The following is a 26,331-nucleotide window of genomic DNA, read 5'->3' on the forward strand; positions in this document are numbered from 1 at the left end:
GCTAGGTTCCCCGCCCTTCATGCCGCAGCTCGGTCCCTTCTCCCTGCCGAACCCCTACATCCTGGCCCCCATGGCCGGGGTGAGCGAGATGCCCTTCCGCGTCATCGCCTTCCGCCTGGGCGCCGCCCTCTGCCCCACGGAGCTCGTCAGCTCCCAGGGGCTGATGCGGGCCAACCAGCGCACGCTGAAATACCTGCGCTACGACGCCGGGGTGGAGCGGCCCTATTCGCTGCAAATCTACGGCGGCGAGCCCGAGGCCATGGCCCTCGCCGCCCAGGTGGGCAAGGCGTCCGGCGCGCAAATCATCGACATCAACATGGGCTGCCCGGTGAAGAAGGTGACGAAGAACGGCTCCGGCAGCGCGCTCCTCTGTGACGTGCCCCGCGCGGCCGACATCGTCCGGGCCATTCGCGAGGCCACCGGGCTGCCCGTCACCTGCAAGATTCGCTCGGGCTGGGACGCGAAGAGTCGCAACTACCTCCAGATGGCCGCCGCCCTCCAGGAGGCCGGCTGCGCCGCGCTCGCCATCCACCCCCGCACCCGCGAGCAGGGCTACTCGGGCCAGGCGGACTGGGGCGTCATCGCCGACCTGAAGCGCCACTTCCCGGAGCTGCCCATCATCGGCAACGGGGACGTGAAGACGCCCGCGGACGCGCTGCGCATGCAGGAGACCACCGGCTGCGACTTCGTGATGATTGGCCGTGCCGCGCTCGGCAACCCGTGGATATTCCGCGAGCTGCTGGGCGGCCCGCCCGCCACCCCGGAGGAGCGCTGCGCCCTGGTGCTGGAGCACCTGCGCGCGCACCTGGACTTCATGGGGGACCCGCTGGGCGCCGTGCGCTCCTTCCGCAAGCAGCTGGCGTGGTACGCCCACGGGCTGTACGGGGCCGCCGCCTTCCGCGCGGAGGTGAACGCGCTGGATTTGCCCTCGGCCGTGGAGGACTCCGTGCGCCGCTTCTTCGCCGCCGCCAACGCGGACCTCGAGGGCCCCGGCGAGGAGCAGGACGTGGACTACCGCGCGGCGCTCGGCTGAGCGCCCCGGGCCTCACGGAAGAAGAGAAGGCGCGGCCCCTCTATAAGGAGGGTGCCGCGCCTTCGCGCTTCAGACGGCTACGACAGCGCCGGGACTACAGCGCCGGCTTGTACGTGGAGACGGCCCACGCCATGCGCGTCACCTGGCCCGCCGTGAAGGCGTTCATGCAGGCGTCGTCGGTGTAGTCCATGAAGTTGTAGATGGGGTCCGCGCCGGCGCCGGAGCAGGTGTCGCGGCCCGCCGGGCAGCCGAAGGCGGCGGAGGCCTCGGCCGGGGTGTCATCCACGGAGTCGCCAGGGGCGGCGCAGCCGCCCTGGAACGTGTGGTACAGGCCCAGGTAGTGGCCGACCTCGTGCGTCGCCGTGTCGCCCAGGTTGTACGGGGCCGCGCTGCCGCCGGGCAGCGAGCTGTGCAGGAGCACCACGCCGTGCTGCTTGTTGCTCGCCGCGTAGGACCACGGGAAGGTGGCCCAGCCCAGCAGGCCCTGGCCCGGGGCCGCGGTGTAGATGTTCAGCGTCGTGGTCGGGTCCTTCGCCAGCGCCGTCTTCGCGTTCGACTCGTTCTTCGAGCCCGGCGCCATGCCGTACCACTTGGAGTTGCTGGTCCGGTCGATGGACGTCGTCTGGAACTGGAAGCCCTTGCCGGCGTAGGCCGCGTTCAGCACCGCCAGCTGCTGGGCAATCTGCGCGTCCGACACGCTGCCCGCGGTGCCGTTGGTGATGATGTGCCAGGCCACGTTCACCATGTTGTCGGCGGCGGCGCGCTTCTCGAACTTCGCGGCCTCCTCCGGCGTCGGGGCGCGGGCGGCGGCCTCCGGCCCGAAGTCCACCGTGGCGCACGCGCCGACCTTGTTCTCATCGAAGAAGGCCTCGTCGATGACCTGACCCCCGATGATCTGGAAGTCGGCGGCCTCGGCGGCGGGCTTCGGCTCCTCGCTCTGGCAGGCGGTGAGGCTCAGGGCGGTAGTCACGGCGACGACACTCGACCACATCTTCTTCATGAAGTTAGCTCCTGGAGGTGAGAAGCCGACCCCGGGATTCCTGAGAAAACGAGAAGCCCGTCCGGTTGGTCCCGCATCAAGCAGCTAATCGGTTGATGAAGTCAAGATGGTGTCAGTGTAATTATCACGATACTGCTGTAATTTCGTGGCAAAAAGTACAGAGTCCGCCCTGATTTCGGGCACATGGTGGACTCATTTCAACCAATGGGTCCACCTGCTGTCCCAATTCCGCACAGTCCCTTCCTTCAGGCCGGGGAGCCCGGAGGAACGAGCCGGCGGCCGACTGCCACGCTCCGGAAGTAGTCGCAGGCGGGGGTGGGGCGGCGCTCCAGGGTGTCGAAGTCCACGTGGTAGAGGCCGAAGCGCGGCCCCCAGCCCTCCAGCCACTCGAAGTTGTCGAGCAGGCTCCAATAGAGGTAGCCGCGCACGTCCACGCCCAGCTGCCGCGCCGCCAGCACCTGGGCCAGGTGCGTATGGAGGTAGTGGGGCCGGCGCGTGCCGCTCCGGTCATCGATGCCGTTCTCGGTAATCCACACCGGCCGCCCGTAGCGCTTCACCTCGCGCAGCGTCTGGAGGAAGCCCTCCGGCCAGTCCTCCCAGCCAATGTCGGTGAGGCCTCGGCCCTGCGTGTCGCGGTACTTGAACTCGATGAAGGGCGGGCGCGGCGCGAAGCGCAGGTGCGCGCGGGTGTAGTAGTTGACGCCGATGAACTCCACCGAGTCGCGCGCCCCGGGAATGTCCACGCGAGTGGAGGCCACGCCCGGCATGGTGACGCGCAGCTTCCCGGTGGCCAGCGCCTCATGGAAGGCATGGTTGTAGGCCTGGGCGCCCAGCCGCACGAGGGCGCGGTCCAGCGGGTGCCACCACCTGTCCGGCGCGAAGGCGAGCGTGTTCTGGGAGATGCCCAGCTCCACCCTCCCCAGCCGCGACAGCAGCTCCTCGCGCGCGGCCGCGTGCGCGCGCACCATGTTCTCCATCGCCCTCATGGTGGTGGGCCCGTCGGCGAGCCCCGGGGGAATGGCGCCCTGGAGGAAGCCGCCCAGCAGCAGCACCATGGGCTCATTGAAGGAGATGACCAGCGCGTCCAGCCCCTCCAGCAGCGCCGCGCACCGCCGCGCGTACTGGCGGAAGGCGTCCACGCTGGCCGGCTGGTGCCAGGGCGTCTCGCGGTGGAACCACGTCGGGTGGGTGAAGTGGTGGAGCGTCACCACCGGCCGCAGGCCCCGGGCCTTCATCTTCAGGAGCCGCTCCCGGTACGCCTCGAGCGCCGCGCCGTCGAAGCGCCCCCGCTCCGGCTCGATTCGCGCCCACTCCAGTGAGATGCGGAACGCGGTGGCGCCCACCGCGCTCGCCAGGCCGTAGTCCTCCTCGTAGCGGTGCCAGTGGTCCACCGCGCGGCCGCAGCGCGCGTGGGGCTCCTTCAGCTTCCCGGCCCGCTCCCACTCGGCCCAGTCGTTCTCGATTCCGCCCTCCACCTGGTACGCCGAGGTGGCGACGCCGAAGGTGAAGTCCGCGGGGAAGGTCAGCGCGTCGGTGCTCATGGGCGCGGAACGTAGACCGTGGTCGGCGCGAAAATCGCCAGAACGCGTCCGGAGCCGGAAAATCGGCCTCGCGCGCGCCGCATTCCCGCGCGTCCGAGTGTCCGCGAGGCGTCGTTTCCGGCCTCCGGAAGCGCCCGATGCCTAAAAATCGGCCTTGAAGCGCGTTGCAATACATCACCATGCGTTGACACACGCGCATGTCACCCGTACTCTTCACTTCAAGCACTCACTCCCATCAAGAAGAGTGCAGGGTCCTGGTTGACGGGGCCAAATTCACTGAACCCGGAGGTTCTGATGGCTGCCAAGAAGAAGACCGCCTCGAAGTCCGCGAAGGCGAAGAAGACCACCACCCGCAAGACCGCGGGCAAGACGGCCAAGAAGGCGGCGGCCAAGAAGGCCCCTGCCCGTAAGGCCCCGGCCCGCAAGGCCGCCCGCAAGTCCTCGCGGAAGGCCCCCGCGGCCCCGGCGACCCCGGAGTCCTGAGCAGTAAGAAGTCATGAACGGACGTGAGTTGACGTCCGGTGAACGGCTCGGCGAAACCCGCCGAGCCGTTTTCATTTCTGGCGCAGGAGGGGCCCGTGTCGCTGCGTCCCGTGGAGCTGCAGCAGGTGGTGGCGGAGGTGGGAGCAGGCCTCACCGGCGCCGTGGCCCAGAAGGCGTGGTGCCCGCTCCCCCGGCTGGCGTACGTAGAGCTGCGAGTGCCTGGTCGCTCGGTGGTGCTGTGCCTGTGCGCGGAGGGAGACCTGGCGCGGGTGTCGGTGGCGGAGGAGCGCTTCCCCACCCCGGGTGAGCCCGCCCCCTTCCAGCGGTGGCTGCGGCACGAGCTGACCGGCTTCAAGCTCCAGGCGGCCCGCTACCTCGAGGCGGAGCGGGTGGTGGAGCTCGACTTCGAGCGCGAGGACGCGCGCCGCCGCCTCGTGCTGGAGCTGAGCAGTCCGGGCGGGCTGCTCATCCTGAGCGACAGCGGCCGGGTGCTGATGCACTCCGGAGAGGGCTTCGCGCAGCGCCGCAACCTCTATCCGGGCGCGGCCTGGACGCCCCCGGAGCCGCTGCCGCCCGACGCGCTCGCCAAGGCGAAGGGCGCCGTCTCGCGCCTCGTGCCCGTCGAGGGCGAGGACCTTCCCTTCGCCCGCGCCGCGGAGCGCCTGCTGGGCGCACGGGACAAGACGAGCCGCGCGGAGACCATCCGCCGCCGGCTGGCGCAGCCGTACCGCGCGCGCCTCAAGCGCTCCTCGCGCACGCTGGAGAAGGTGCGCGTCGAGGCCTCGCGGGGGCCGGACGCGGAGAAGCACCGCGAGCTGGGCGAGCTGCTGGCGCAGAACCTCTACCGCCTCAAGCGCGGCGTCACCGAGGCCACGCTCACCGCCTATACGGAGGAGGGCACCCGGGAGGTGACGGTGACGCTGGACCCCAAGCGCACGCCGAAGGAGGAGGCGGACTGGCACTTCCACCAGTACCGGCGGCTCCTGCGCGGCGTGGAGCAGGCGCGCCACCGCGAGGCGGAGCTGGCGCGCGAGGTGTCGCTGGCGGAGAGCGCGCTCGCCCAGATTGAGCGGATGGACGAGTCCCTGCTGCTGTCGCAGGCGGAGATTCTCCAGCTCCCCACGGCCGGCGAGGCCGCGCAGGAGGGCCGTCCCTTCAAGGAGTACGTGGGCCACGGCGGGGCGCGCATCTGGGTGGGGCGGGGCTCGGAGGACAACGACACGCTCACCTTCAAGGTGGCGCGGCCGTGGCACCTGTGGCTGCACGCGCGCGGCGTGCCGGGCAGCCACGTGGTGCTCCCGCTCGAGAAGGGCCAGGAGGTGGCGCAGGAAGTCCTGCTGGACGCGGCGCACCTCGCGCTGCACCACTCGGGCGCCAAGGGCGAGCCGCGCGGCGAGGTGAGCTACGTGCAGGTGAAGTTCGTGCGCAAGGTGAAGGGCGGCGGGCACGGGCAGGTGAGCTTCACGCGCGAGAAGACCTTCGTGGTGCGCATGGAGCCGGAGCGGCTGGAGCGGCTGCTCAAGTCGCGCCACGCGGAGGCTCCCGCGTCCTGACGTCCCGGCCGACGTGCCCTCCGGGGAGGGCCGCGCGCGTGGGACGGACATGCGCCTGGTGGCCCGCCGTCTCTCGGCGCGGGCCGCGAGTCCCCCGGAATTGTTGGGACGAGGGCACGCGGGCGCGGTTGACGGGCTGACGGAGGGGGGGCAGGCAAGGGTCGCCGGCCTTGAGTCCCGGGGCTTGGCGGGTACGATGGGCAGCCGAGTGACCCCCGAGCACCTCCGCCAGCAGATGTCCTTCTTTCCTCGCGGCATGTCCGCGGCCAATCGCGCCGTGACGGCCGCCGAGTCGCAGCCGCGGGAGGTGCCGCCCGCTCCCGAGCTCGCGCCGCCGCTGCCCCGCCCTCCGCCGCCGCGCAACCGCGTGGCCGAGGAAGCGCCGCGCATGCTCAACCTCACGCCCACGCGTGAGGAGCTGTGGACGCGCGCCGAGGCGCTGGCCTGGAGGCTGAGCGCGGAGCTGGGCATGCCCGTGCGGCTGTCGGTGACGGACAACCGCTCCACCATGGTGTCCTTCCGCCGGGGCTCCAGCGCGCTGCAGCTGCGGCTGCACCACATGTTCCTGGACGCGCCCGAGCCGGTGGTGCGCGCGGTGGCGGACTACGCCGGCCGGGGCCACCGCGGCGCGGGCGGGGTGCTGGACGAGTACATCCGTGGCCAGCAGCCGCGCATCCGCCAGGTGCGTCGTGAAACGGACGCGGACCTCAACCCCCGGGGCCGCTGTTTCGACCTGAAGGCGCTTTACGACGCCGTCAACGACACCCATTTTCAAGGCCTCATCCAGGCCCGCATCGGCTGGGGGCGGATGCCCCCCCGGCGCCGCCGCAAGTCCATCCGCCTGGGCGTCTACGACCACCAGACGCGCGAGATTCGCATCCATCCGGCGCTGGACAGGCCGGAGGTGCCGGCCTTCTTCGTGGAGTTCATCGTCTTCCACGAGATGCTCCACCAGCTCTTCCCGAGCAACGCGCGAGGGGGCCGCCGGGTGCACCACCCGCGCGCCTTCCGCGAGCGTGAGCGGACCTACCCGCACTACGCCGCCGCATTGCGTTGGGAACGGGAGAACCTCGGCGTGCTGTTGCGCGGTTGATGGCTCATCTGCTCGCTGGCTCATTTACCGTTTTACCGAGCGAAACGCCCCGTGGAGCGTGCTTGACGCGTCCATGAGGTGCACCCATTCTCGCGAGCCCTATGCGAAGAGCGAAGATTGTCTGCACCCTCGGTCCCGCCAGCCAGAGCCAGGAGATGCTGGAAGCGCTCCTGGAGAACGGCATGGACGTGGCCCGGCTGAACTTCTCCCACGGCAGCCACGAGCAGCACGCGGAGAACATCGCCAAGCTGCGCGCCGCCTCGCTGAAGGTGCGCAAGGCGGTGGGCATCCTCGGTGACTTGCAGGGCCCGAAAATCCGCACCGGCCGCTTCGTCAAGGGCAGCACGGAGCTGAAGGAGGGCGGCACCTTCCTCATCACCACCGACGAGACGGTGCCGGGCACGGACGAAATCGTGTCCACCACGTACCCCTTCCTCGCGGCGGACGTGAATCCGGGAGACCGCATCCTGCTGGACGACGGCCTGCTGGAGCTGAAGGTCCTGGAGACGGACAAGCAGAAGCTCATCAAGACGCAGGTCATCCACGGCGGCGCGCTGAAGAACAACAAGGGCATCAACCTGCCCGGCGTGGCGGTGCGTGCCGACGCGCTGACGCCCAAGGACCGCGAGGACCTGGTCTTCGGCCTCAAGGCGGGCGTGGACTTCATCGCGCTGTCCTTCGTGCGCCAGCCCTCGGACCTGGACGCCGCCCGGCAGGCCATGGCCGAGGTGGGCCGCACGGTGCCCATCATCTCCAAGCTGGAGAAGCCCGAGGCCATCGCCCGGCTGGACGCCATCCTCGACAAGACGGACGGCGTCATGGTGGCCCGTGGCGACCTCGGCGTGGAGATTCCCCCCGAGGAGGTGCCGGCCGTCCAGAAGGACATCATCCGGCGCTCCAACCTGCGGGGCCTGCCCGTCATCGTGGCCACGCAGATGCTGAACTCGATGATTGACAACCCGCGGCCCACGCGCGCCGAGGCGAGCGACGTGGCCAACGCCGTGTTCGACGGCGCGGACGCGGTGATGCTCTCGGGCGAGACGGCGAGCGGCAAGTTCCCGATTGAGTCCGTGCAGATGATGGAGCGCATCATCCTCGCGGCCGAGTCGTCGGCGCGGGTGCAGCCTCCGGCGCGCTACATCGAAGCGCCGCTGGGGCTGCCGCAGCACTTCCCGGACGTGATTGCGCGCGTGGCGTGCGAGGCGGCCCGGGCGAGCGGCGCGTCGCTGATTGCCGCCTTCACCCTGTCGGGCGTGACGGCGCGGCTGCTGGCGCACTACCGGCCGCCGGTGCCGATTGTCGCCTTCAGCCCCAACCAGGAAGTGCGTCGCCGGCTGGCGCTGCTGTGGGGCGTGGTGCCGCGCGTGCTGGAGCCCATCCAGGAGACGGAGGCCATGGTGCGTCGCGTGGAGGAGGAGCTCATCGCGAGGGGCCTGGGCCGCAAGGGCGACCGCATCGTCATCGTCTTCGGAGCGCCGGTGGGGCAGCCGGGGAAGATCAACAGCCTCCGCCTGCACACCATCGGCTGAGCCGGGACGCGTAGCCGGTAGGGCATTGAGGAAAGGGGCCGGCGGGAGGTTTCCGCGGGCCCCTTTCGCGCGTCAGGCCTCCACCTTCGCGCGTCAGGCCTGCTTCTTGTCGTGCAGGGCGCGGCGGGGAATCTCGGCCTCGACGAAGACGGTGAACAGGGCCTTGTCGAGCTGGCCGGAGTCCGCCTCGCGCTTGAGGATGTCGAGCGCGAGGGTGTGGGGCACGGCCTTCTTGTAGGGCCTGTCGCTGGCGGTGAGCGCGTCGTAGATGTCGGAGATGGACATCATCCGGGACTGGATGGGGATGGCCTTCTCGGCGCGCGGGTAGCCGGTGCCGTCCATCTTCTCGTGGTGCGCGTAGGCGATTTCGGGCACGCGGCGCAGCGTGCGCGTCCACGGAATCTGGCTGAGGAAGCGGTAGGTGTGCTCGACGTGGCTCTCGATTTCCCGGCGCTCCTCGGGGGAGAGGGTGCCGCGGGTGATGGAGAGCGACTGGATTTCGCGGGGCAGCAGCAGCGGCTGTGCCTGCCCGTTGGCGTCGTCGAAGCGGAGCTGGCCCAGCTCATGGAGCCGCTCGAAGCCGCCCTGGGCGAGCACGGTGGGGCGGTTGCAGGTGAGGATGAAGTCGAACACCTCGTCGAGCTGCTTCAGCTCGGTGATGAGGCGCTCCTGCTCCTCGCCCTCGATTTCGGGGAGATTCTTGTCGCCGCGGACCTTCACTGCCTCCAACCGGCGGCGGTAGCTCTGGAGCTGCAAATCCTTGCGGGCGAGCTGGAAGCGGGCGCGCAGTCCCTCCAGCTCGTGGGGGTAGAGCTTCTCCGCCTTGACGAGCACCGGCTCGCGCACGCCCACCTTGCCGAAGTCGTGCAGCAGCGACGCGTAGCGCAGCTCCTGGAGCTCCACGGCGGAGAAGCGCACGTGGGCATGGGGCCCGGTGCTCAGGTGCTCCAGGGCCTGGGCCAGCGTCACGGTGAGGTCGGCCACGCGGCCGGAGTGGCCGGCGGTGGTCGGGTCTCTGGCTTCGATGGCGACGACGGAGGCGGAGACGAAGCCCTCGAAGAGGCGGTTGATTTCCTCGTGGAGGAGGGCGTTTTCAATCGCGCCGGCGGCCTGGGCGCCGAGGGCGAGGAGCAGCTCTTCGTCCTCGGCGTTGAAGCTGCCGCCATCGAGCTTGTTGAGGGCCTGGATGACGCCCGTCACCTCGCCGTTGGCGTCGCGCATGGGGACGCAGAGGATGGTCTTCGTCTGGTAGCCGCTGGAGACGTCGAACGAGCGGTTGAAGCGCGGGTCCGAGTAGGCGTCGGGGATGTTGATGACGGTGCCCGTCTGGGCGACCTGGCCGGAGATGCCGCTGCCCACGGGGAGGCGGATTTCGCTCTTGGAGCCCTGGGCGACCTTGCTCCACAGCTCATTGCGCTCGCGGTCGAGGATGAAGAGCGAGCAGCGGTCCGCCTCGACCACCTTGGTGGCTTCGAAGAGGATGAGGGGGAGGAGCAGGTCGAGGTCGCGCTCGGCGCTCATCGCCTTGGCGACGTCCAGGATGGACGTGAGCTTCGCCAGGCGGCGGCTCAGGTCGGGAGTAGGTGACTGGGCGGGCTGGGAAAGCACCGGGGGCGGCTCCGGGTGAAGCGGCCAGCGGCCGCGAGGGCCTCGGGGTTGTAGCACGGCCGACAGGGTGGCTGCCCGGGGGGCCCACCTGCTCGGTCACCTGCTCTTTGGTGGACGTCTGTGGGTACGTTCCCCGCGCCGAGTGACGGGGAGTTGGGTATGAAGCGCCGCATGAGCCGACGCCCCGTTCGCATCTCTCCCTCGTTGCTGTCCTGTGACTTTGGGCGTCTCGCGGAGGAGGTCCGGGCCATCGAAGCCGCCGGAGCCGATTGGATTCACGTGGATGTCATGGATGGCAGGTTCGTCCCGAACATCACGATTGGTCCGGTGGTGGTGGAGGCCATCAAGCGGGTGGCGACGAAGCCGCTGGACGTGCACCTGATGATTGTGGAGCCGGAGCGCTACGTGGAGGCCTTCGCGAAGGCGGGGGCGGACGTGATGACGGTGCACACGGAGGCGAGCCCGCACCTGCACCGGACGCTGCAGCAGATTCGGAAGGCGGGGGCGAAGCCGTCGGTGGTGCTGAACCCGGGCACGCCGCTGTCGGCGATTGAAGAGGTGCTGGGCGACGTGGACATGGTGCTGGTGATGAGCGTGAACCCGGGCTTTGGCGGGCAGAGCTTCATCGAGTCCACGGTGGACAAGGTGCGCCGGCTGCGGGCGATGTTCGACGCGCGAGGGCTGGACACGGACATCGAGGTGGACGGCGGCATCAACGCCGAGACGGCGAAGCGGGTGGTGGACGCCGGGGCCACGGTGCTGGTGGCGGGCAGCTACGTCTTCGGGGCGAAGGACTACGCGCAGGCCATCCGCTCACTGCGGCCGTAGGCGCCAGGCGAGGAGCCTGGAGAGGCCGCGCTGGCACAGGGGCGGACCGCGGAGCGATCAGGCGCGAGCGCGGACGACAGCGGTGGCGAGGCGGGCGACGCGGGTCATGAACGTCGGGTCAAAGGGCTTCACCTCGTAGTCGTCGGCGCCGAGCTCGAAGCAGACGTGACGGGTGAACTGGTCCTCGACGCCGCTGAGGATGATGACCTTGCAGTCGCGGGTGGCGGGGTCCTGCTTGAGCTGGGCGAGCAAATCCCGGCCGTCCTGGTGCTGGTTGATGTCCAGGATGATGACGGCGGGGCGGTGCTGACGGGCCAGCTCGAGGACGCGCTCCGAGGTGGTGTCCGAGATGCACGTCAGCCCGGAGCGCTTCCCCTCGCGCGCGAGCGCGGAGACGATGAGCGGCTCGTCATCGGAGATGAGGACGACGGGGGGGGACGCCATGGAGTCGTGCTGCTGCAATGCAGTGTAACCTTTTTAACGAAGCAAGACTTGTTCCTCTCCGGAAGTACCGGAATGTCGGGGAGTTGGGAAGAGGAGAAGCGGGTCATTCGGGCCATGCGGGTATGTCCGTACCCCGGGCAGGGGAGCAGGTAGGGGGAGGAAGAAAAGGTGATCCGAGGACGTTGACTCAGCCGGGCGGCTCGGGTACTACCGCCCGCGCTTCGCCGGTCCCGAGAAGGAACCACCGGCGGACGGACATATCGGGGAGTGGCTCAGCCTGGTAGAGCACTTGGTTCGGGACCAAGGGGTCGCAGGTTCAAATCCTGTCTCCCCGACCATTCAAAGGGCGCGGAATCCTTGGAGAAATCCTCGGTTCCGCGCCCTTCGTTTTCCGGGGTTGGAGCCCTGCTCACGCCGCGATAGCAGTCCGCTCCATTCCCGCCACTCCATCACCCCCGCTGGTACTCCGCCCTCTATGCCCATGTCTGTGGCGTGGGGGCTGCGGGCAGCCGGTCGAGCGCATCGCTGGGGGCTTCCACAACCAGCTGGCCGTAGGTGTCGGCCGTGAGCCGCAAGTCCGGTGCCAGATGAGGCGTGACTCACTCAACGGGCCTACCCGCTTTGTCGGTGACGACTCCAGTTGTGTCTGAGGCCAAGGCTCGCAAGAGAAGCTTCTGAGGGAGCCGCTCCATCCAAGAGGATTGGCCCTGTAAATGGCCAGCGTTCTCCGCTACCGAGCGTGCCCTGGAGTTCCTGGTGGGTCGAAGGCCAGCGCCCTCTTCATCAGCAGCAAGAAGGTGCGGCAGACCCTGGAGCAGCTGCGCGGACGCGTCGTACTTCACTTCCTGCCGCCCTACTGCCCCCCGGCCAACCGCATTGAGCGCGTGTGGCTCGACCTGCATGCCAACGTCACCCGCAACCACCGCTGCCGCACCATGAATCAGCTGATGGGACGGGTCCACGCCTACCTCGCCGCACGCAACGTCCAGCGCCGTGCCAGTCCATTCCTGCGTCGGGCCGAGCTCAAGCATGCCGCCTGAGCCCGTGCGAGAATCCCGATCCTTCGTTTAGTGGCGGCGCGGCTCGCAATCTCTGCCCATCCGCCGGTGCCCGCAGCCCTCGCACGCCTTGGGTACCAGCTCGACGACGTGCTGCACGGCCTCGGGCGGCAGGAGACTTCTCTCATGCTTTTTGTGCCCGGCTTTGCTTGGTTTTCCATGAGCGAAGAGAGGAGGCAGCGCGCGTCCCGGCCGGGCCCTGCAGAATTTCTGCATCAATTTCCACCTCACGGGCTCATTGCCTGTGAGGCGGGTCGCCGCTCGTCCCACGAGGCGGGCCTCAGCCTTGATGCGTATCAGCCACAGCACCACCCCATTGGAAGTGCTCCTTGTCATCGCGAGCGCGCGCAGGGAGGGCTGTTCGACATTGGCCCCGGCCGCGGCCCTTGTGGACACGTACCTGCCGAACGAACCCCACAACCTGCTCCTGCTCGCGCGGTGCGCGGAACAGCGGAGACAGTGGAGCACCGCAGTGGACTATCTCCGAAGAGCACAAGCCATCGAACCCCACGCCCCGGCCACGGAACGCCAGCTCCAGGAAGCGCTGTCGCGTGAATCATCGGGCGTCGAGGTCGGGGAGGCGCGTCCATGACGCGGCAGCAGCCCACGAGCCGTGCGGGCGCCGGAGCTGCGTCCCTGGTCCGCCGCCGGCTCCTGGGAGGTGCGTTCGCTGGGCTCGCGGCCTTGGGAGGCGTACTTCTGGCCCGCCGGGCGGGGCTGCGATTCTCCTCGGTGCAGGGACCGGACGCGGAACGCGTGCGGGAGGTGCTCTCGTTTCTAGAGGAACATGGGAAGGTGCCAGTCACAGCCTCCGGAGACGGCCGCTGGCAGCTCGAGAAGATCTCCCGAGCAGATGACTTCGAGCTTCGGGTCGTCAGCCGCGCGACCGGCGCCACCGTGGCCTCCACGCGGTCGCCCGACACGCAGCTTGCGCTCTCTTTCTGTCCGAAAGGGCAGACCGTGGCGTTCCTGGCCTGCTCGGGTGGAGATCGGCGCTTTGTCCTGTATCTCCTGGACATCGGCACGGGACGGGTCACCTCCGCCCAGACCCCTGTCACGCGGTCCGCCGCCTCTCCCATCCGCTGGTCACCCGATGGCCAACGCCTGCTCTACACCGTGACGTCGGGTCATTCGCAGACCGTTGTCTTCCACCTTCAAAGCGGCCAGTGGCAGCGCTTGGGGCCTCCCATGACAACGCGCAGCGAGCCGGCGTGGAGTCCGGATGGTCGGCAGATTGCTCTGGTTGGCGCCGAGCAGCCAGGAGCCTTGGCCCTCGTGTCGCTGGACCCGCCAGCCATTCAAACCCTTCACGTGGCCGAGCGGTGCGAACTGCGCCAGGTGTCCTGGCGCCCGGATGGCCAGGCTCTGGCAGCGACCCTTCGTAGGGAGGCCGATGAATATTCTTCCCTGGTCGAGGTGGATCTGCGAACCGGAAGCCAGACCGTGGTGGCCCAGGTGCCGGGGGATGTGAGCGAGCCCAGATACCTCGGCTCCTCCGAGCTCTTGTTCCGAGTGAGCTCCGGGGGAGATGCGAGGCTGATGAGCGCTCGAACCGACACCCAGACGCTGCGCCCCCTGGGGCCGGCCTCCGGCGTGGTGAACATGCGGAGTGGCGCCACCGAAGGGGGGCGTGTCTTCGCGGTGCATGTCGGCCGGACGAGCCCTCCGGCGCTGCTGGAGGTGTCCTCAGGCCAGGAGCCCGTGGTGGTAGCGCGCGCGACGTCGGCGTGGGTCTCCCCGTGTACGGATGTCGAGATTCGCGCGAGGGATGGACTGGGGCTGCCAGCCACCCTGTGGCGCTCGGGCACCCAGGCCGTGTCCAGGCCCGCCGCGCTGGTCGTGGTGCATGGAGGGCCCAGGCTGCAGGAACTGCCGGTATGGGACGCCCGGGTCCAGGTGTTGCTCCGCGCGGGCTGCCATGTGCTGAACCTCAATTATCGAGGCTCGACGGGGTATGGCGCGCGCTTCGAGCGGGCGGGGAACGATCAGGAGCGCACCCTCGATGTCCTGGCCGCGCGTGACTACTGTGTCGCCCAGCTCGGCGTGCCACGCGAGCGCGTGGTTCTTCTTGGCACCAGCTATGGAACATCGCTGGTGGCCGCCGCCTTGGCCGCCGAACCGGATTGCTGCGGCGCGGCCGTCCTGGTGTCCACGGTGAGCCTGGCTCACATCGCCCGCCGCCCCCTACGGGCCTTACCGCGCCTGGTGGCGTTTCACGGCGCGAACGACAATGTGCTCGCGCCCGCACGGGCCCGGCGGGAGATAGAAGAGTGCCTGGGTCCCGAGGCCCTCTCACGCGAAGGGTCGTGGAGCGTCTTCGAGCACGAGGGGCATCACTTTCACCGCCTCCGTTCCTGGTCGCAGGTCTACTCGGCCATCCCTGCTCTCTTGGGCCAGGTCGCTGCTGAACGTGCATGAGGGGTATAGAGAATCGCGCAACTGAGGCCAGCAGCTACGGGCGAGCGGTGGTGGCCGGCGCCGGAGGAGGGATAGCCAGCGCCTCCACCAGCCCCTGTGCCACCGCGGCGGCAAAGGCGTCCAGCGTGCGCTCCTCCTTCCAGCGCTCGTTCTCCTCGTAATCGAGCGCGTGGTACGTCTCGATGATGACCGAGGGGATGCGCGGCCGGCGCAGCACCATGACGCGGCGCTCGGGGACGTGCCGGTCCACGAAGACGCCGGGCTGGGCGGCGTCCCCGTCATACAGCCCCGTGTAGTCCGCGCCGTCATAGGGGCGGAAGCCCGCTGCCTTCATGTGCCGCGCCAGCGCCCGGGCGAGGGAGGCGCGGTGCGTCTTGAGGGGCTCAGCGCCCTCGTCCGACCAGAGCACGCTGTAGCCAGGTGTGGCGTCCTGCCGGGGGCACTGGCGCTCCGGCGTGGCCTGCCAGCGCTGCGCCTGGCCTCGTGCGTCCGAGTGCAGGCTGACGAAGGCGTGCGCCTCCCAGGCCTCCGCCGCCGCCACCCGGGACGGGTAGTCCACGCGCTGCCCGGGGGCGTCGCGGCTGAGCCTCACGACGAAGAGTCCCGTGGCCTCCAGTCGCCGCTGGAGCTCCAACCCGACCCGCAGGGTGAAATCCTGCTCGTCCTCGCAGAGGACGGACCGATTGCCGGTGTTGCCGGGCGCGCCGTGCCCTGCATCCAGGTAGATGCGCTTCTGGCGGAAGCCCCGGGGCACCGTCACCGCGAGCTTCGTGAGTGGAGCGCCAGGCGCGGGCCAGGCGCGGGCAGGGGCCTCGAGGGAGGGAGGCGGCGTCACCTCCATGGGGAGGGCGGGAGACTCGGTGTGGGGAGTGGAACGCACCGGCTCGGCACATCCCGCGAGGAGGGCCAGTCCCAGCAGCATTCGGAGGGGCTTTAGCATAGGGGCGATTGCGACGCCCAGGTGGGGCGCGGCGTTCCCGTCATCCTCGCACAAAGAAATCGGGCAGGCCCCGTGAGGGAACCAGCCCGCTCAGGACTCACCCCCGCCCGGAGCGCCAGGAATCGGATTCCCGCGGCCGCCGGGCGGTGTTGGTGGGCTTCACGAAGGGTGACACGAAGGGTTGCTGAACGCAGGGCGCATGTGGGCATCTGCTGGGTGCATGCCCGAGCCCACTGCCTCCGTGTCGGCTCCCGGGGCCTGCCGGCGTCCAGTCGCGCGTGTCGACGACTCCTCCTCGTGCACCGCGAAGCCCATGATGCGTCGACTGAAGACGTCCACCACCAGGTACAGGTAGAGGAAGGCGCCCTTCACCGGGCCCTTCAGGTAGGTGATGTCCCAGCTCCATACCTGGCCAGGCCCGGTGGCGGTATGCTCGGCCTTCGGCCTGGGCATGGGGGCCTTGGCATGGCCGCGGTGGGCCAGTTGTCCCTCCTGGCGCAGCACCCGGTAGAAGCTCGCCTCGCTGGCCAAGTACTCGCCTCGGTCGGCCAGCCGAAGGCGTTCGTGTACGGCACTGCTTCCTGCCTGCTCTCGCCCCCAGGGCGTCATCTGCTAGGCACGTCAGCCGAGGCGACAAATTCCCTGACACAGGGGGCCATGCCCATCGCTGTCTTCCGTTGGGATGGGGCCACCGACGTCGACTTCAAGTGGTTGGGCTCGCGGGAGATCGAGTAGCCTGCGGCATCCGTGCTCGCGCTTGAGCTCTGAGAAAGACGGAGGGCCGCGAGACGGTTCCGTCCTCATCAACGCACTCCGTGCAAGGCGGAAAGCAATGCGGGGCCATGGAAAGCGCCAGGAAATTCATTCCTCGGATTTATTTCTCCTGAGCTCAAACGGAAAACTTCTCGGAAGCGCCTGATTTTCCTCACGTCCCGCGCCCTTGGAGGGGGGCAATAAATCGGCGCTTCCGAGCAGTCTGAAGATTCTCTGCATCAATTCCCTTCTCGTCGGCTCTCTCAATCTGTTGAGGGGAGTTGCTCGGCCCCACCAAGCGAACCCAGGACGAGCCAAACACCCCTCAGGCAGGACCGGGAAGCAGTGTGTCCGCTGCCCGTGAGTCAGTACAAAAGCTTCACCCACGCTAGATAGACCCCCGATTGGAGAAACATGATGAGAGCGATTACTTCCCTGACGATTGCGCTGGCCTGCATCCTGGCCGCATGCGGCGAGCCGGTACAGGAACTCAACGATGCTCCTGTGGTCAGCCTCCCCATCGAGGGGCTGACCACGCGCGCCTCCTCCCTGGACGAAGACCAGACCTACGATGACTACATCCAGGAAGTCATTGTCCCGGGAACGCTGCTCGACAGCAATAATGATGGTTTCGGCGATTGGTATTTCGATGCGTATGATCCGGACTACCAGTTGTATTTCGGCCAGTTCGAAGCCTCCGCACCGCCTTCTCCCCCTCCCGACACCACTCAATGCTCGAACGCGTGTGCGAATACCTATAACGCCGCCAACGCCCTCTGCAGCAGCATTCCCGACCTGAAGAGGAAGGCGATCTGTTATGCGGCCTCCACCGTCGCATACGCTGGCTGCCTTTGGTATTGCGGCTAGTCAGACCCTCCCCGCTGTAGTCTGCCGTCATTGCTCAACACCTTTCTTGGAGGGTGTTGAGTGATTGCTCGCCCCCCCGACCCAGGAATTCGTATCCACCATGGCCAATGAACCAGGCGAAGCTCAGTCATCTGGAGCAAGGGGGGCGTTCGCATGTCTCGTGGTGGGGTTGTTCGCCACGCTGATGGTGATGGCCCCTCGTGCGTGGCACCTGACGGACCGGTTCGCGTCTCCCAAGGGCGTGCTCTTCCACGCCACCGCACTGGTCGCGGGGGGGGCTTGTCTGGCCTCGGTGCGGCGCTGGAGATTCGACGCCGTGGACGTCTCGGTGGGGGCCTTCGCCGCTCTGGGGATTCTGTCGGCGCTCACCGTCGCGCACAATCCCTGGCTGGCATTGGGCGCGGTGGGAATGACGCTCTCGGGCGGTATCCTGTTCGTGTGTGCGCGGGCATTGGCGGAAGGTGGACGCCGGGGCGCGCTGTTGCTCGCGGTCATGATGGCCGCCGGCCTGCTCGCGTTCTCCATGCTGCTGGAGGCTCATGGCCCCTTGGAGGGCCTCTCGATGAAACGTGCGCCGGGAGGAGTGCTCGGTCACCGTAACCGCGCGGCGCACCTGCTCGTTCTGTCTCTTCCGGTGGCATGGCTCTGTTTCACCCGGGCGCGGGATCGCCGGGTGCTCGGTGTGCTGGCGGCCAACGTGGTGGTCATGGGTGCGGCCATCACGCTCTCCCGCTCCCGCGCTGCGTGGTTGGCCGTCCTGGTCATCGGCCTGGGGATGGTGGGGAGCTGGGCCCTCAGGGCTCGCGACGTCAGCGGGACACGGAAGCGTACCGTGGGCTTCGTGGTGGCCCTGCTGGTAGGCGCGGGCGCGGCGCTCGTCATCCCCAACACCCTGGACTGGCGTACCTCGTACCTGGATACGCTCTCCCGCATCGGCGAGCACCAGGCGGGTTCGGGCCGGGGGCGGTTGGTCCAGTACGCGAACACGCTGCGCATGGTCGCGGAGACTCCTCTGCTGGGAGTGGGGCCTGGAAACTGGATGGTGCACTATCCGCGTTATGCCACCTCCGGGGACCCTTCCCATGCCCCGGACGAGCTCGTGCCAGTGTCTCCGTTGCCGCAGTCGGACTGGATGGGAATGCTCGCCGAGCGGGGCGTGCTCGCCGTGTTGGCACTGGCCACGGTCGCGGGGTTGCTGTTCGTGGAGTGCTGGCGCCGTGCACGCGAGGAGACATGTCCGGAGCCGCGCACCGAGGCGCTCGCGCTGATGGCCGTGCTGGTGGGGCTGCTCGTCCTGGGCGGGTTGGATGCGGTGCTGATGACTCCCACGGCCGCCTTCTTCGTGGCCGTCATCGTGGGAGCGCTCGCACGTCCGCAGCGGGAGTGGGGGGGACTCGGCTCGGGCGCGGTGTGGCGGGGGGCGGCGATGGCCGCGGTATTGATGCTGACGAGTGGCCCTCTCGTGTATGGCACCGTGAAAGGGTGGGCCCGGCGGTTGGCCTACCTCCAGCCACTGACGACCGGGCGTCTGACTCAAGCGATACGCCTCGACCCCGGCAACTACGAGGCCCGTGTGCTCATGGGCGGGGTGCTGGCCCGGGCTGGCCAGTGCGAGCAGGCACTCGCGATGCTCCGCCAGGCCAACCACCTGCTGCCGCATGCCGAGGCGCCGATGCGGATGTGGTCCCGGTGCGGTCAGCAGATGCCGGGCCAGGAGCTGTCAGCTCGCCAGTCCAATGAAGACAGCAACGGCCAGCACCGTGCGAGCCGAGGAGGGGTTCAAGACGTTGTCACCCAATCCGTGGAAGGCAAGGACCTGCCTCGAAGCCGACTCCCTCGGGCAGGTTCTGGGAGCCAGCCGGACGGTCAAAGTCAGGATGAGCCGTTTGAAGTGCTCGGGTCCCAGGAATGCGGCATGGGTCGCGACGCGGGTGCCCGTGCTCGAGGCGAGCAACGAGATGTTCTCGGCGGGGACTCCCAGCTCATCGGTCAAGTACCGCCTTCCATCCTGCCTATGCTCGGCCCATGACCATGCAGCAAAGGACTTCCGCGAGGTCCACTCGCTCGGACGGGTCCCGGCGCTGCGCACCGACGATGGCGACATCCTCACGGAGAACGCAGCCATCCTGCAGCACGTGGCGGAGGTGTTCCCCAAGGCGAACCTCGCGCCCACGGACAGCAGGGGCCGTGCACGGCTGCAGCAGTGGCTGTGCTTCATCGGGACCGAGCTGCACAAGGCGCTCTTCGTGCCGCTCCTCGAGGAGAAGGCGCCCGAGGCCGCGAAGGCCTACGCGCTGGAGAAGGGCGCCTCATGGCTCGACTTCCTGGAGAAGCCTCTGACCGGGCGCGAGTTCCTGCTCGACCGCTTCAGCGTCGCCGACGCGTACCTGTTCACGGTGCTGAACTGGTGCGTGGTGACGCCTGTCGACCTGGAGAAGTGGCCGGCCATCAACGCCTACGTCGCGCGCCTCCGGGAGCGGCCGAGCATCGTGACGGCCTTCGCGGAGGAGGCGAAGCTCTACGCGGAGGAGCTGAAGCGGCACCAGGCCGCTGCGTGAGCCTTCCACGGCAGGCGGGTATCAGCGCCATCTCCCAGGGGATGGGCGTCGCTGCTGGCCTGCCCGGGCCGGCCTCAGCATGTGAGGCTTCGCCTGGCTCGAAGGCGAGCCTCCTGGGGCACCAGGCTGTGGCGGGGCAGGCTCCTCGCCCTGTCGTGAGCGGCAGCGCAGGGCGAGCTGACCCGGTGCGGCCGCCTCGGGGAGCAGCTGCGTGGCCGCGGCAAGGTGCGGCGCCGCGCGGTCACAGCTTCCCTTCACCGTCCAGCGAAGCGCCAGGGTCATCCGTGAGGGGTAGTCGTCCGCGGCGAACCGGGAGACGCGCTCCTCGACGGCCTCGAGGTGCGGAGTGGTTCGCGCCGACTCGCGGAGGACGAGCCGTGCCACTTCGCGAGCCGCTCCCAACGCTCCCAAGGCGCACAGGGTGACTGCAACCCCCCCGCGGAGGGCCCGGGGAGTGCTCGCCGTCAGCACGGCGACATGCCACGTGTCATCCGGCTGTCTTGGGAGCAGCACGCCCAGGAGGACCGCGGCGACGCAGGCCGCGCCGGGGGTGACGAGCACCGCGTCGATGGCTCCGAGCCACGCCAGGGCAAGGAACGTCGCCGCTGCCGTTCCCCCCGCGAGCGCGTCTTCCCGCGTGGGCGCGCGCAGGAGCGCGCGGCCGGTAAGCAGGAGCACCCGAAGCGCGACGAGTGCCAGCAGCGCGCAGGCCATGAAGCCCCGCTCGGACAGCACCGCAATCCAATCGCTGCTGGGATGGCGGTTCGTGGGCTCGAAGCTGCCTCGGTGCACGGAAGGGTCGTCCGGTGCCGCGAAGCGCGGGTAGTGGACGGACCAGTTCCCCGGACCGGTGCCGAGCGGCCAGTACTCGCGGGCCATGAGCAGCGAACGTTCATACTGCACCATGCGCCCATGGCCACTCCCCGTGTCCGCCTCCACGAGTGTCGCGAGGGTGTCGCGGTAGGGATGGGGCGAACGCCAGTTCAGGCGGTTGGGGAGCACGAGCGCCGCTGCGCCGCCGAGCATGAGCGCGACGAGGACGACGGCCCCCCGCCGCCAGGGGCTCCCGCGGCCCGCGCGCCGGGTGGCAGACCCGACGACGCCTGTGAGGAGCACCACCGCCAGCCCTCCCCCGAGCCACGCGCCGCGTGACCGCGCGAGCACGAGCACGTAGCCCGAGGCGAGGGCCGCCGCGAACGCGAGGACCCGGCCCCATCGCCGCTCCCCTAGCGCGAGTAGTGCCGTCGCCGGCAACCCCAGCACCAGCAGGTGCGAGAGCGCGTTGCGATTGCCCAGGGGCCCGCCGGGTATCCGGTGCGGCGTGGAGAGCCGGAACGTGAGCCGGAAGGCCTCGAGTGTGGCGACGAGCGCGGCGAGGAGGAGCGTGGCGACGACCGCGGTGAGCACGCTCTGACGCGACCTCGCAGGCAGGGTGCGCGCCACGAGGAAGGCGAGCACGCCGCCCGCCGACACCCCCATTGAGGACCAGGCCAGCGAGCGGTTCACGGCGACTGTCAGCACCGAGAGCACCCCCAGCGCGAGGAAGAGCAGCAGCCCTCCCGCTTCCAGGTCCAACCGGCACTCGGGTTCCCGTGCGACGACGAGGGCCGCCGTGACGAAGGCCACCAGGATGAGGACGGCGGCCTTCGGCTGGAAGAAATCCAGTGGGTCGACAGGCGGAACGGGCCACATCGCGAACACGCTGCCGAACACCCCCGCCACGAGGAGGACGGGGGCCGCCCACGCCAGACGCCTCATGGGGAGCGACGGGGGAGCAGGCCTGTCGCCGAACTCGCCAGGGCGCGCGAGGGCTGGAGCAGGGTCTTCCAATGGTTCGTCCACCGGCGAAGCCAGCCGAACTCCTCCTCGACGGGACGCAGGAAGAGGATGAGCGCGGCCCACATGACCATGGCGAAGCTCAACAGACCGTGAACCAGCGCGATGGCCGCATGGAAGGAGATGCCGAGCGCGAGCAGCACGCCGCGCGTGCGGCGCGTGGCGAGCAGACCGGCGAAGAGGAAGACCTCCAGGGCAATCGACCCCCAGGTGATGGCGGTGATGGCGGCGCCGCTGGTGAGCACCGGCATGACCAGCGAGCGGACCGGCTCCGCGAAGCCGAACCAGGGGTCGGTGAACCAGTAATAGACGGCCGTGCCGTCACGCCATTCCGTGACACGCAACTTCGAGACACCCGCCTGGAAATAGATGCCCGCGACCTGGAGCCGGATGGCCCAGAGGCAGGTGAGCGCGATGAACCGCGCGACCATGCTCGACAGCCGGGTGCCCGACACCGCCGGGTCGTCAGCCGCCTCCACGGGGGGCTCCCAGTGCCAGCGCCGGGGGTCCGTCAGCGTCAGGGGAATGAGCAGGCACGAGAGCACGGTGGCCGCCTGGTCTCCCCCGTCCACCAGGACGCCCGAGGTGAAGAGGCTGGAGGCCACGTACCAGTGAAGGACGCCCGTCACGCGGGGGCGCCACCCGCTCGCGACCACGGCGAGCAGGGCCACCGCCAGCCACCGCGCCAGCTCCAGGTTCGTGGCGCCCGCCACGCAGAAGAGCCCCGCACGCGTGAGGCCCCCGCAGTGGGGCACCTCGGGCATGCCCACCGCCGGCCGGAAGATGTCGGACGCGGAGCTGAAGAGCAGCGTGCCCATCGTGGACAGCGCGAGCGTGGTCCGCGCCAGCCCGAGGACATTGGTGTGCAGTGGGCGCGCGATGGCGGCCCGGACCTGGCTTCCCAGTCGTGTCAGCATGAGACGTCCATTGAAAGGATGCGGAAGGGCATCGTGACGGGCCGGGCAGAACGTGCCCACGCCCAGGGAACCGGCTTCTGCTGCACGACGGCAACCGTGCCGCACAGGGTTGGAGCGGGTGAGGTGTTGCGCAGGGGGCGTCCCGTCGGCTGCTTCGCCAGACACTCCTCCAGCGGTGCGCTGCACTCCTGCCATTCATTGGCGGGGACGCGGCTGAGCAGCAGCGCCATCTCCACCCCTTGCGAGCGCGACTTGCGGCGCAGTCCTCCGATATTGGAGAGGCGGCCATGGGGCGCGAGCAGGGTCGACTCCCACTGGTCGCCGTGGCGGACGTAGAGGGTCTGCTTCTGCTCGCGTGGGTCGCGCGTGAAGAAGGACCACCCCTGGGGCGCCCAGAGGAAGGTCTGGGCCAGCTGCGCGAACGGCAGGCGCACCGGGCTGTAGGGGAGCGTGGGGTAGATGACGTACCCGATGGAAATCATCCAGGCGAGTCCCACGGCGAGAGCAATACCACCCAGGACACGGTCTCTCGCCTGCGGGGTGGCAGCGGGGGCGGCGGTAGAAGAGGAGGGTATCGGTTCCGTCATGGTGGCAAGGGAGGTAGGGGGTGGACCGCAGGGACCGGTGCGGGCCAATGCCTTGCACCGGTCCCGGGTGTCGCATCAGCCAGCGACGAGCCGCGTTGCCAGCATTTCGATCATCTCGTCGTGCCGGAGCTGTCCGCCGGCCCATCCATGTTCGTGGTCGAGGTCGTCCAGGGAGGCATAGGCATACGCGGGGTCGTACGTGTAGGGGTCGTACGTGTACGTGGGGTCGTACAAGTACGTGAGGTCGTACGTGAAGTCGTACGCGTACGTGAGGTCGTACGCATACGTGTTCGTGAAGTCGTAGCTATAGATATAACAGGTCCCCTGCGTGCTCCCCGCCGCGGCCTCGGGACGCTGGTGCTTCGCGGCCACCTGCTTCACGAGCGAGTTGCGCTCCTTCAGCGCCTGCTCGATGCGCAGGTGTTTTCCACTCTGGATCTCCACTCCGAAGCGAGCGAAGAACCCCGGGTCCGCCTGGTGGATGTCCGCCATCAGCTGCGCCTTCACGCGTTCCCCCACCTCCTTCTGCTGGGGCGAGAGTTCGCGACGGGGCTGGTTGCCCCAAAACTCCGGAAGCAGCTCCGCGACGGGACCGTCACCGAACACGAGGCCGCGGAAGACCTCCTCGCCGCTTCGCGGTGCCTGGGCCGCTGGCTCCTCGGGTCCCCCGCACGCGGCCGCTCCCATGATGAACATGACTGCCACGACGACGCGCGAATTCATGCGGCGCCGCACTCCTGCCTGTTGTGTCATTGCAATCTCCGGTTCCAGGGATTGGACGGACCCCCATGAGGCATGAGCCGGTGACGTGGAAATTGATGCAAAGAAATCCGAGAAGCCCCGGAAAAAGGTCGCTCTCCACCCACGTGGACAGGAACTGGAGTTGACCCGGTTCCGCAGAGTGGCTCGGGCTTTCACCATCAGGCAGAAGCCCGGTACTTCTTTTCGTAGTTGGTGGGCAGCCGGAGGTTTTTCGTCCTCATGCCATGAGGCGCGTCGGACCCAGGCTTGTCGTCAAGCCCCCCACGGCTGTAGGGCGCCGATGGTGGAGTGCCCTTGCGCGGCGGTGCACGTGCGAGGACGCTAGGCATGCGGAGTTCCGGAGGAGGGGGGGCTTCGAAGCAGGCCCGACGCTCTCGGGCCATGACTCCGTCAGGAGGAGAGGATGGGGTTCCGGTTTCGCCGAAGTGTGAAGCTGATGCCGGGCGTGCGCCTCAATGTGGGCCTGGGGCGTTCCTCGCTGACCCTGGGAGGCCGGGGCGCGACGGTCAACCTGTCGTCGCGTGGGGCCCGTACGACGCTCGGCATTCCGGGCACGGGGTTGTCATGGACCTCGCGCACCGGCTCGAGCTCGGGCAGGAACCGGTCCACGGGTGGAGCGCGGGGGCCCACACAGAGACAACTTGAGGCGCAAGCACGGCGCGAGAACCAGCTCCGCCTTCAAGCCGCGGCCGAAACTCAGGTCGCGGCGGCGCAGTCTGTGCGACAGGATCTGCTCGACTGCTGGCGGGACATGCCCCTCGTGCCGAGTGCGGAGGACTACTCGCGTGCCTGCATCGAGAGTCCTTTCGAAGGACAGGCGCTTCCCGTTCCGGCGGAGGCAGAGGAGCGTCGGCGGCTCGTGAGTGGCATTGAGGCGAGTGTCCGCAAGGACCGAGGCTGGACGGGCATCGGGCTGTGGGGGTTCGCCGTGCTGATGTTCCCGTGTGTCTTTGGCGGAGTGGGCGCGTCCCTGCAGAATGCCATTGGGAACTGGTCCATCCTCTTTGCCCTCATTGCCTACGTGGGCTTCGTCGCGCTCTGCACCGTCCCCTGGAAGCGAGGCACCCGGGCGCTGATTGCGAAGAGAATCGAGACCGAGTGGCCGGAGCGCTGGAATGCGCTCCAGAGCGACTATCAGGCCTACCAGGAGGAATCCACCGCCTGGCCCGAGCGGGAACGCGAGCGGGCCTCGTGGGCCCGGAGGCTGGTGGCAGGAGAGCAGGAGGCCCTGGAAGAGACCGTCTCGTCCTCGCTGGAGGACCTCGACTTTCCCTTCGAGACGCAGTGCCGCGTGGCCGTCCCGGACTCGGAGAATGCATTCGTCCTGGTGGACCTGCCCGAGATCGAGGACGTCATTCCCGAGGTGCGCCAGCGCGCGCTGAAGAATGGCACCGTCAAGGAAGTGCGGCGCACGAAGACTGAGCGGAATGCGGACTACCTGCACCTCATCGCGGGAATCGCGCTGCTTCTGGCACGCACGGCCATGGGGGCGGGTCCGACCCTCAGGCGTGCCCATGTGGCCGCGTATACGCAGCGGCGCAAGCGTGGCACGGGGCTCGTCGCCGATGAGTATGTGTATGAGGCGGTCTTCGAGCGGCCGGAGGTTGCGGGTTGGACGCCCTCCACGGTCGATCCCGTTCAGGTGCTGACGGCCTCTCCGAGAAACCGCCTGGACCTGCGTGACAACGGTGAGCTGAAGCGCATCGACCCACCCGGGTGGATGGCGGAGGTCTCAGAATCCCCGTGAGCCGTGCCGGGGACGTGCCCTCTGGCCCTGGCGTCGGCTCAGGGGCCGAACGCGCGCAGCAGCTCAACACTGTCGACATGCAGGTCGAGCTGCGGTGCGCTGGGCAGGCATGACTGCGTGAAGCTGTGCTCCCCTCGCGTGTTGCTCATGCGCAGGATGGACTCCAGCGAGCGGGTGCCGTGCTTGTACTGCCCCACGGTGAGCAGGGCGTGAAGCACGCCCTCGCCGATGGAGCGGGCGTCGCCGAGGACGATGTTGGGGATGATCTCTCCCAGCAGGCCATGGAGGACGACGGCCCTCCGGATGAGGTGTTGCTGCTCTCCATCCTCGGGACTGGGATTGATGCCGCGCACGTCGAGGAAGCCTCGCAGTCGGCTCACCAAACCAGGGTGCTTGGCGGCCTTCTTCTCCTCGGGAAGGTGCTTGAGTTCATCGGGAGGACCGAACTCCTCGCCTGCCTCCACACCTGACGTAGGCAAACACGCCGAACGCGAACGTCCTGCTCAGCTGCTGCGCGAAAGTCCACTCGCGGCGTCCTCTCCTTATCCCGGGGCAGGCCTCTCCCCATCTCGCTCGCCTCCACCAGCAATGTGGCGAAATTGTCCCTCACCGCCTCGTACAGCACGGTCTCCTCCCTCCCACGAACCTCCCAGGAGCACCGTGCGCCCCTGGTTCCGTTTCCAAAATGTCTCCAAGACTGGAGAGGACTCCGGGCGACAGGCGGGCCTGGCGGGAACTGCCCCGTGGACTCGAAGTGCCTGGGTTCACTCGCGATT

At 68.7% G+C, this 26,331-nt stretch carries 23 protein-coding genes, 1 tRNA gene and 2 pseudogenes; 14 read left to right on the forward strand and 12 right to left on the reverse strand.

Going from position 1 to position 26,331, the window contains the following annotated elements; all coding sequences use genetic code 11:
• The first annotated feature begins 19 nt into the window (after positions 1-19).
• Positions 20-1,033, forward strand: a complete 1,014-nt coding sequence (dusB, locus tag G4D85_RS24185) for a tRNA dihydrouridine synthase DusB (protein WP_164015974.1) — start codon at positions 20-22, stop codon at positions 1,031-1,033.
• 94 nt (positions 1,034-1,127) lie between these two features.
• Here dusB and G4D85_RS24190 read toward each other — a convergent pair whose 3' ends face one another.
• Positions 1,128-2,033 carry a zinc metalloprotease gene (locus G4D85_RS24190; protein ID WP_240359461.1) on the reverse strand — a complete coding sequence of 302 codons (906 nt, stop codon included), beginning with the start codon at positions 2,031-2,033 and terminating at the stop codon, positions 1,128-1,130.
• A gap of 245 nt (positions 2,034-2,278) precedes the next feature.
• A complete protein-coding gene (locus G4D85_RS24195) occupies positions 2,279-3,574 on the reverse strand; it encodes a glycoside hydrolase family 1 protein (RefSeq protein WP_164015976.1) in 1,296 nt (431 codons plus the stop codon).
• 294 nt (positions 3,575-3,868) lie between these two features.
• Between G4D85_RS24195 and G4D85_RS24200 the strand changes: the two genes are divergently transcribed.
• From G4D85_RS24200 to pyk, 4 genes are all read left to right on the forward strand, one after another.
• On the forward strand, positions 3,869-4,057 hold the full coding sequence (locus G4D85_RS24200) for an excinuclease ABC subunit A (protein WP_164015978.1): 189 nt from the start codon (positions 3,869-3,871) through the stop codon (positions 4,055-4,057).
• Positions 4,058-4,152: 95 nt separating this feature from the next.
• Entirely contained in the window at positions 4,153-5,610 is a 1,458-nt protein-coding gene (locus tag G4D85_RS24205) for an NFACT RNA binding domain-containing protein (RefSeq protein ID WP_164015979.1), read from the forward strand.
• A gap of 235 nt (positions 5,611-5,845) precedes the next feature.
• The gene (locus G4D85_RS24210; protein WP_205525682.1) at positions 5,846-6,703 is read left to right on the forward strand and encodes a hypothetical protein; all 858 of its coding nucleotides are present in this window, start codon (positions 5,846-5,848) and stop codon (positions 6,701-6,703) included.
• Positions 6,704-6,804: 101 nt separating this feature from the next.
• Positions 6,805-8,232, forward strand: coding sequence for a pyruvate kinase (gene pyk / locus G4D85_RS24215; protein ID WP_164015983.1), 1,428 nt, complete (start codon positions 6,805-6,807; stop codon positions 8,230-8,232).
• Positions 8,233-8,325: 93 nt separating this feature from the next.
• Here the strand turns inward: pyk and G4D85_RS24220 are convergent, their stop codons facing one another.
• Entirely contained in the window at positions 8,326-9,840 is a 1,515-nt protein-coding gene (locus G4D85_RS24220) for a GAF and HD-GYP domain-containing protein (protein ID WP_164015985.1), read from the reverse strand.
• Positions 9,841-10,011: 171 nt separating this feature from the next.
• Between G4D85_RS24220 and rpe the strand changes: the two genes are divergently transcribed.
• Positions 10,012-10,668 carry a ribulose-phosphate 3-epimerase gene (rpe, locus tag G4D85_RS24225; RefSeq protein WP_164015987.1) on the forward strand — a complete coding sequence of 219 codons (657 nt, stop codon included), beginning with the start codon at positions 10,012-10,014 and terminating at the stop codon, positions 10,666-10,668.
• A gap of 57 nt (positions 10,669-10,725) precedes the next feature.
• Here rpe and G4D85_RS24230 read toward each other — a convergent pair whose 3' ends face one another.
• Positions 10,726-11,112 carry a response regulator gene (locus G4D85_RS24230; RefSeq protein ID WP_205525675.1) on the reverse strand — a complete coding sequence of 129 codons (387 nt, stop codon included), beginning with the start codon at positions 11,110-11,112 and terminating at the stop codon, positions 10,726-10,728.
• 261 nt (positions 11,113-11,373) lie between these two features.
• Here G4D85_RS24230 and G4D85_RS24235 point away from each other — a divergent pair.
• Both G4D85_RS24235 and G4D85_RS24240 read left to right on the forward strand, forming a co-directional pair.
• Positions 11,374-11,450 (forward strand) — tRNA-Pro (locus G4D85_RS24235).
• 375 nt (positions 11,451-11,825) lie between these two features.
• On the forward strand, positions 11,826-12,152 hold the full coding sequence (locus tag G4D85_RS24240; protein ID WP_240359463.1) for a transposase: 327 nt from the start codon (positions 11,826-11,828) through the stop codon (positions 12,150-12,152).
• Between the two features lie 30 nt (positions 12,153-12,182).
• On the opposite strand, the pseudogene G4D85_RS49605 reads toward G4D85_RS24240, so the two are convergent.
• Positions 12,183-12,368: pseudogene (locus G4D85_RS49605) on the reverse strand (IS66 family transposase); the annotation flags it as partial.
• A gap of 597 nt (positions 12,369-12,965) precedes the next feature.
• Here G4D85_RS49605 and G4D85_RS24245 point away from each other — a divergent pair.
• Complete coding sequence (locus G4D85_RS24245; protein ID WP_205525676.1) at positions 12,966-14,588, forward strand: S9 family peptidase; 1,623 nt, start codon at positions 12,966-12,968, stop codon at positions 14,586-14,588.
• Between the two features lie 34 nt (positions 14,589-14,622).
• Here G4D85_RS24245 and G4D85_RS24250 read toward each other — a convergent pair whose 3' ends face one another.
• Both G4D85_RS24250 and G4D85_RS24255 read right to left on the reverse strand, forming a co-directional pair.
• On the reverse strand, positions 14,623-15,510 hold the full coding sequence (locus tag G4D85_RS24250; RefSeq protein WP_240359464.1) for an N-acetylmuramoyl-L-alanine amidase family protein: 888 nt from the start codon (positions 15,508-15,510) through the stop codon (positions 14,623-14,625).
• 177 nt (positions 15,511-15,687) lie between these two features.
• On the reverse strand, positions 15,688-16,059 hold the full coding sequence (locus tag G4D85_RS24255; RefSeq protein WP_164015995.1) for a DDE-type integrase/transposase/recombinase: 372 nt from the start codon (positions 16,057-16,059) through the stop codon (positions 15,688-15,690).
• A 636-nt stretch (positions 16,060-16,695) separates the two neighbouring features.
• On the opposite strand from G4D85_RS24255, the gene G4D85_RS24260 reads away from it, so the two are divergent.
• The 3 genes from G4D85_RS24260 (at position 16,696) to G4D85_RS24270 (ending at position 19,706) form a co-directional block, all read left to right on the forward strand.
• Positions 16,696-17,148, forward strand: a complete 453-nt coding sequence (locus tag G4D85_RS24260) for a hypothetical protein (RefSeq protein WP_164015997.1) — start codon at positions 16,696-16,698, stop codon at positions 17,146-17,148.
• A gap of 169 nt (positions 17,149-17,317) precedes the next feature.
• The gene (locus tag G4D85_RS24265; protein WP_164015999.1) at positions 17,318-19,177 is read left to right on the forward strand and encodes an O-antigen ligase family protein; all 1,860 of its coding nucleotides are present in this window, start codon (positions 17,318-17,320) and stop codon (positions 19,175-19,177) included.
• Positions 19,178-19,283: 106 nt separating this feature from the next.
• Positions 19,284-19,706, forward strand: a complete 423-nt coding sequence (locus tag G4D85_RS24270; protein ID WP_240359474.1) for a glutathione binding-like protein — start codon at positions 19,284-19,286, stop codon at positions 19,704-19,706.
• Positions 19,707-19,727: 21 nt separating this feature from the next.
• Here the strand turns inward: G4D85_RS24270 and G4D85_RS24275 are convergent, their stop codons facing one another.
• From G4D85_RS24275 to G4D85_RS24290, 4 genes are all read right to left on the reverse strand, one after another.
• The gene (locus tag G4D85_RS24275) at positions 19,728-21,464 is read right to left on the reverse strand and encodes an O-antigen ligase family protein (RefSeq protein WP_164016001.1); all 1,737 of its coding nucleotides are present in this window, start codon (positions 21,462-21,464) and stop codon (positions 19,728-19,730) included.
• Positions 21,461-22,459, reverse strand: a complete 999-nt coding sequence (locus G4D85_RS24280; RefSeq protein WP_164016003.1) for a sporulation-delaying protein SdpB family protein — start codon at positions 22,457-22,459, stop codon at positions 21,461-21,463. Before G4D85_RS24280 ends, G4D85_RS24275 begins: the two co-directional genes overlap by 4 nt.
• Positions 22,453-22,941 (reverse strand): SdpA family antimicrobial peptide system protein, encoded by a 489-nt coding sequence (locus G4D85_RS24285; RefSeq protein ID WP_164016005.1) that lies wholly within the window; start codon positions 22,939-22,941, stop codon positions 22,453-22,455. The genes G4D85_RS24280 and G4D85_RS24285 overlap by 7 nt, the downstream gene beginning before the upstream one ends.
• Before the next feature lie 180 nt (positions 22,942-23,121).
• A complete protein-coding gene (locus tag G4D85_RS24290) occupies positions 23,122-23,769 on the reverse strand; it encodes a sporulation delaying protein family toxin (protein WP_164016007.1) in 648 nt (215 codons plus the stop codon).
• A gap of 442 nt (positions 23,770-24,211) precedes the next feature.
• Between G4D85_RS24290 and G4D85_RS50795 the strand changes: the two are divergent.
• Together G4D85_RS50795 and G4D85_RS24295 are read left to right on the forward strand one after the other, a co-directional pair.
• Positions 24,212-24,367: pseudogene (locus tag G4D85_RS50795) on the forward strand (DUF4236 domain-containing protein); the annotation flags it as partial.
• 300 nt (positions 24,368-24,667) lie between these two features.
• Positions 24,668-25,555 (forward strand): hypothetical protein, encoded by an 888-nt coding sequence (locus G4D85_RS24295; RefSeq protein ID WP_240359465.1) that lies wholly within the window; start codon positions 24,668-24,670, stop codon positions 25,553-25,555.
• Positions 25,556-25,593: 38 nt separating this feature from the next.
• On the opposite strand, the gene G4D85_RS24300 is transcribed toward G4D85_RS24295, so the two are convergent.
• Positions 25,594-25,935, reverse strand: coding sequence for a hypothetical protein (locus G4D85_RS24300; protein ID WP_164016011.1), 342 nt, complete (start codon positions 25,933-25,935; stop codon positions 25,594-25,596).
• Between the last annotated feature and the right edge of the window lie 396 nt (positions 25,936-26,331).

Origin of the sequence: Pyxidicoccus trucidator (assembly GCF_010894435.1) — a bacterium.
Lineage (GTDB): Bacteria > Myxococcota > Myxococcia > Myxococcales > Myxococcaceae > Myxococcus > Myxococcus trucidator.

Bases quoted from the DNA above. Each gene is read 5' to 3' on its own strand.
- G4D85_RS24190 (WP_240359461.1), bottom strand. From the start codon at position 2,033: ATGAAGAAGATGTGGTCGAGTGTCGTCGCCGTGACTACCGCCCTGAGC.
- G4D85_RS24240 (WP_240359463.1), top strand. From the start codon at position 11,826: ATGGCCAGCGTTCTCCGCTACCGAGCGTGCCCTGGAGTTCCTGGTGGG.
- G4D85_RS24275 (WP_164016001.1), bottom strand. From the start codon at position 21,464: ATGAGGCGTCTGGCGTGGGCGGCCCCCGTCCTCCTCGTGGCGGGGGTG.
- dusB (WP_164015974.1), top strand. From the start codon at position 20: ATGCCGCAGCTCGGTCCCTTCTCCCTGCCGAACCCCTACATCCTGGCC.
- rpe (WP_164015987.1), top strand. From the start codon at position 10,012: ATGAGCCGACGCCCCGTTCGCATCTCTCCCTCGTTGCTGTCCTGTGAC.
- pyk (WP_164015983.1), top strand. From the start codon at position 6,805: ATGCGAAGAGCGAAGATTGTCTGCACCCTCGGTCCCGCCAGCCAGAGC.
- G4D85_RS24195 (WP_164015976.1), bottom strand. From the start codon at position 3,574: ATGAGCACCGACGCGCTGACCTTCCCCGCGGACTTCACCTTCGGCGTC.
- G4D85_RS24230 (WP_205525675.1), bottom strand. From the start codon at position 11,112: ATGGCGTCCCCCCCCGTCGTCCTCATCTCCGATGACGAGCCGCTCATC.
- G4D85_RS24210 (WP_205525682.1), top strand. From the start codon at position 5,846: ATGTCCTTCTTTCCTCGCGGCATGTCCGCGGCCAATCGCGCCGTGACG.
- G4D85_RS24200 (WP_164015978.1), top strand. From the start codon at position 3,869: ATGGCTGCCAAGAAGAAGACCGCCTCGAAGTCCGCGAAGGCGAAGAAG.
- G4D85_RS24290 (WP_164016007.1), bottom strand. From the start codon at position 23,769: ATGAATTCGCGCGTCGTCGTGGCAGTCATGTTCATCATGGGAGCGGCC.
- G4D85_RS24250 (WP_240359464.1), bottom strand. From the start codon at position 15,510: ATGCTGCTGGGACTGGCCCTCCTCGCGGGATGTGCCGAGCCGGTGCGT.
- G4D85_RS24280 (WP_164016003.1), bottom strand. From the start codon at position 22,459: ATGCTGACACGACTGGGAAGCCAGGTCCGGGCCGCCATCGCGCGCCCA.
- G4D85_RS24285 (WP_164016005.1), bottom strand. From the start codon at position 22,941: ATGATTTCCATCGGGTACGTCATCTACCCCACGCTCCCCTACAGCCCG.
- G4D85_RS24260 (WP_164015997.1), top strand. From the start codon at position 16,696: ATGATGAGAGCGATTACTTCCCTGACGATTGCGCTGGCCTGCATCCTG.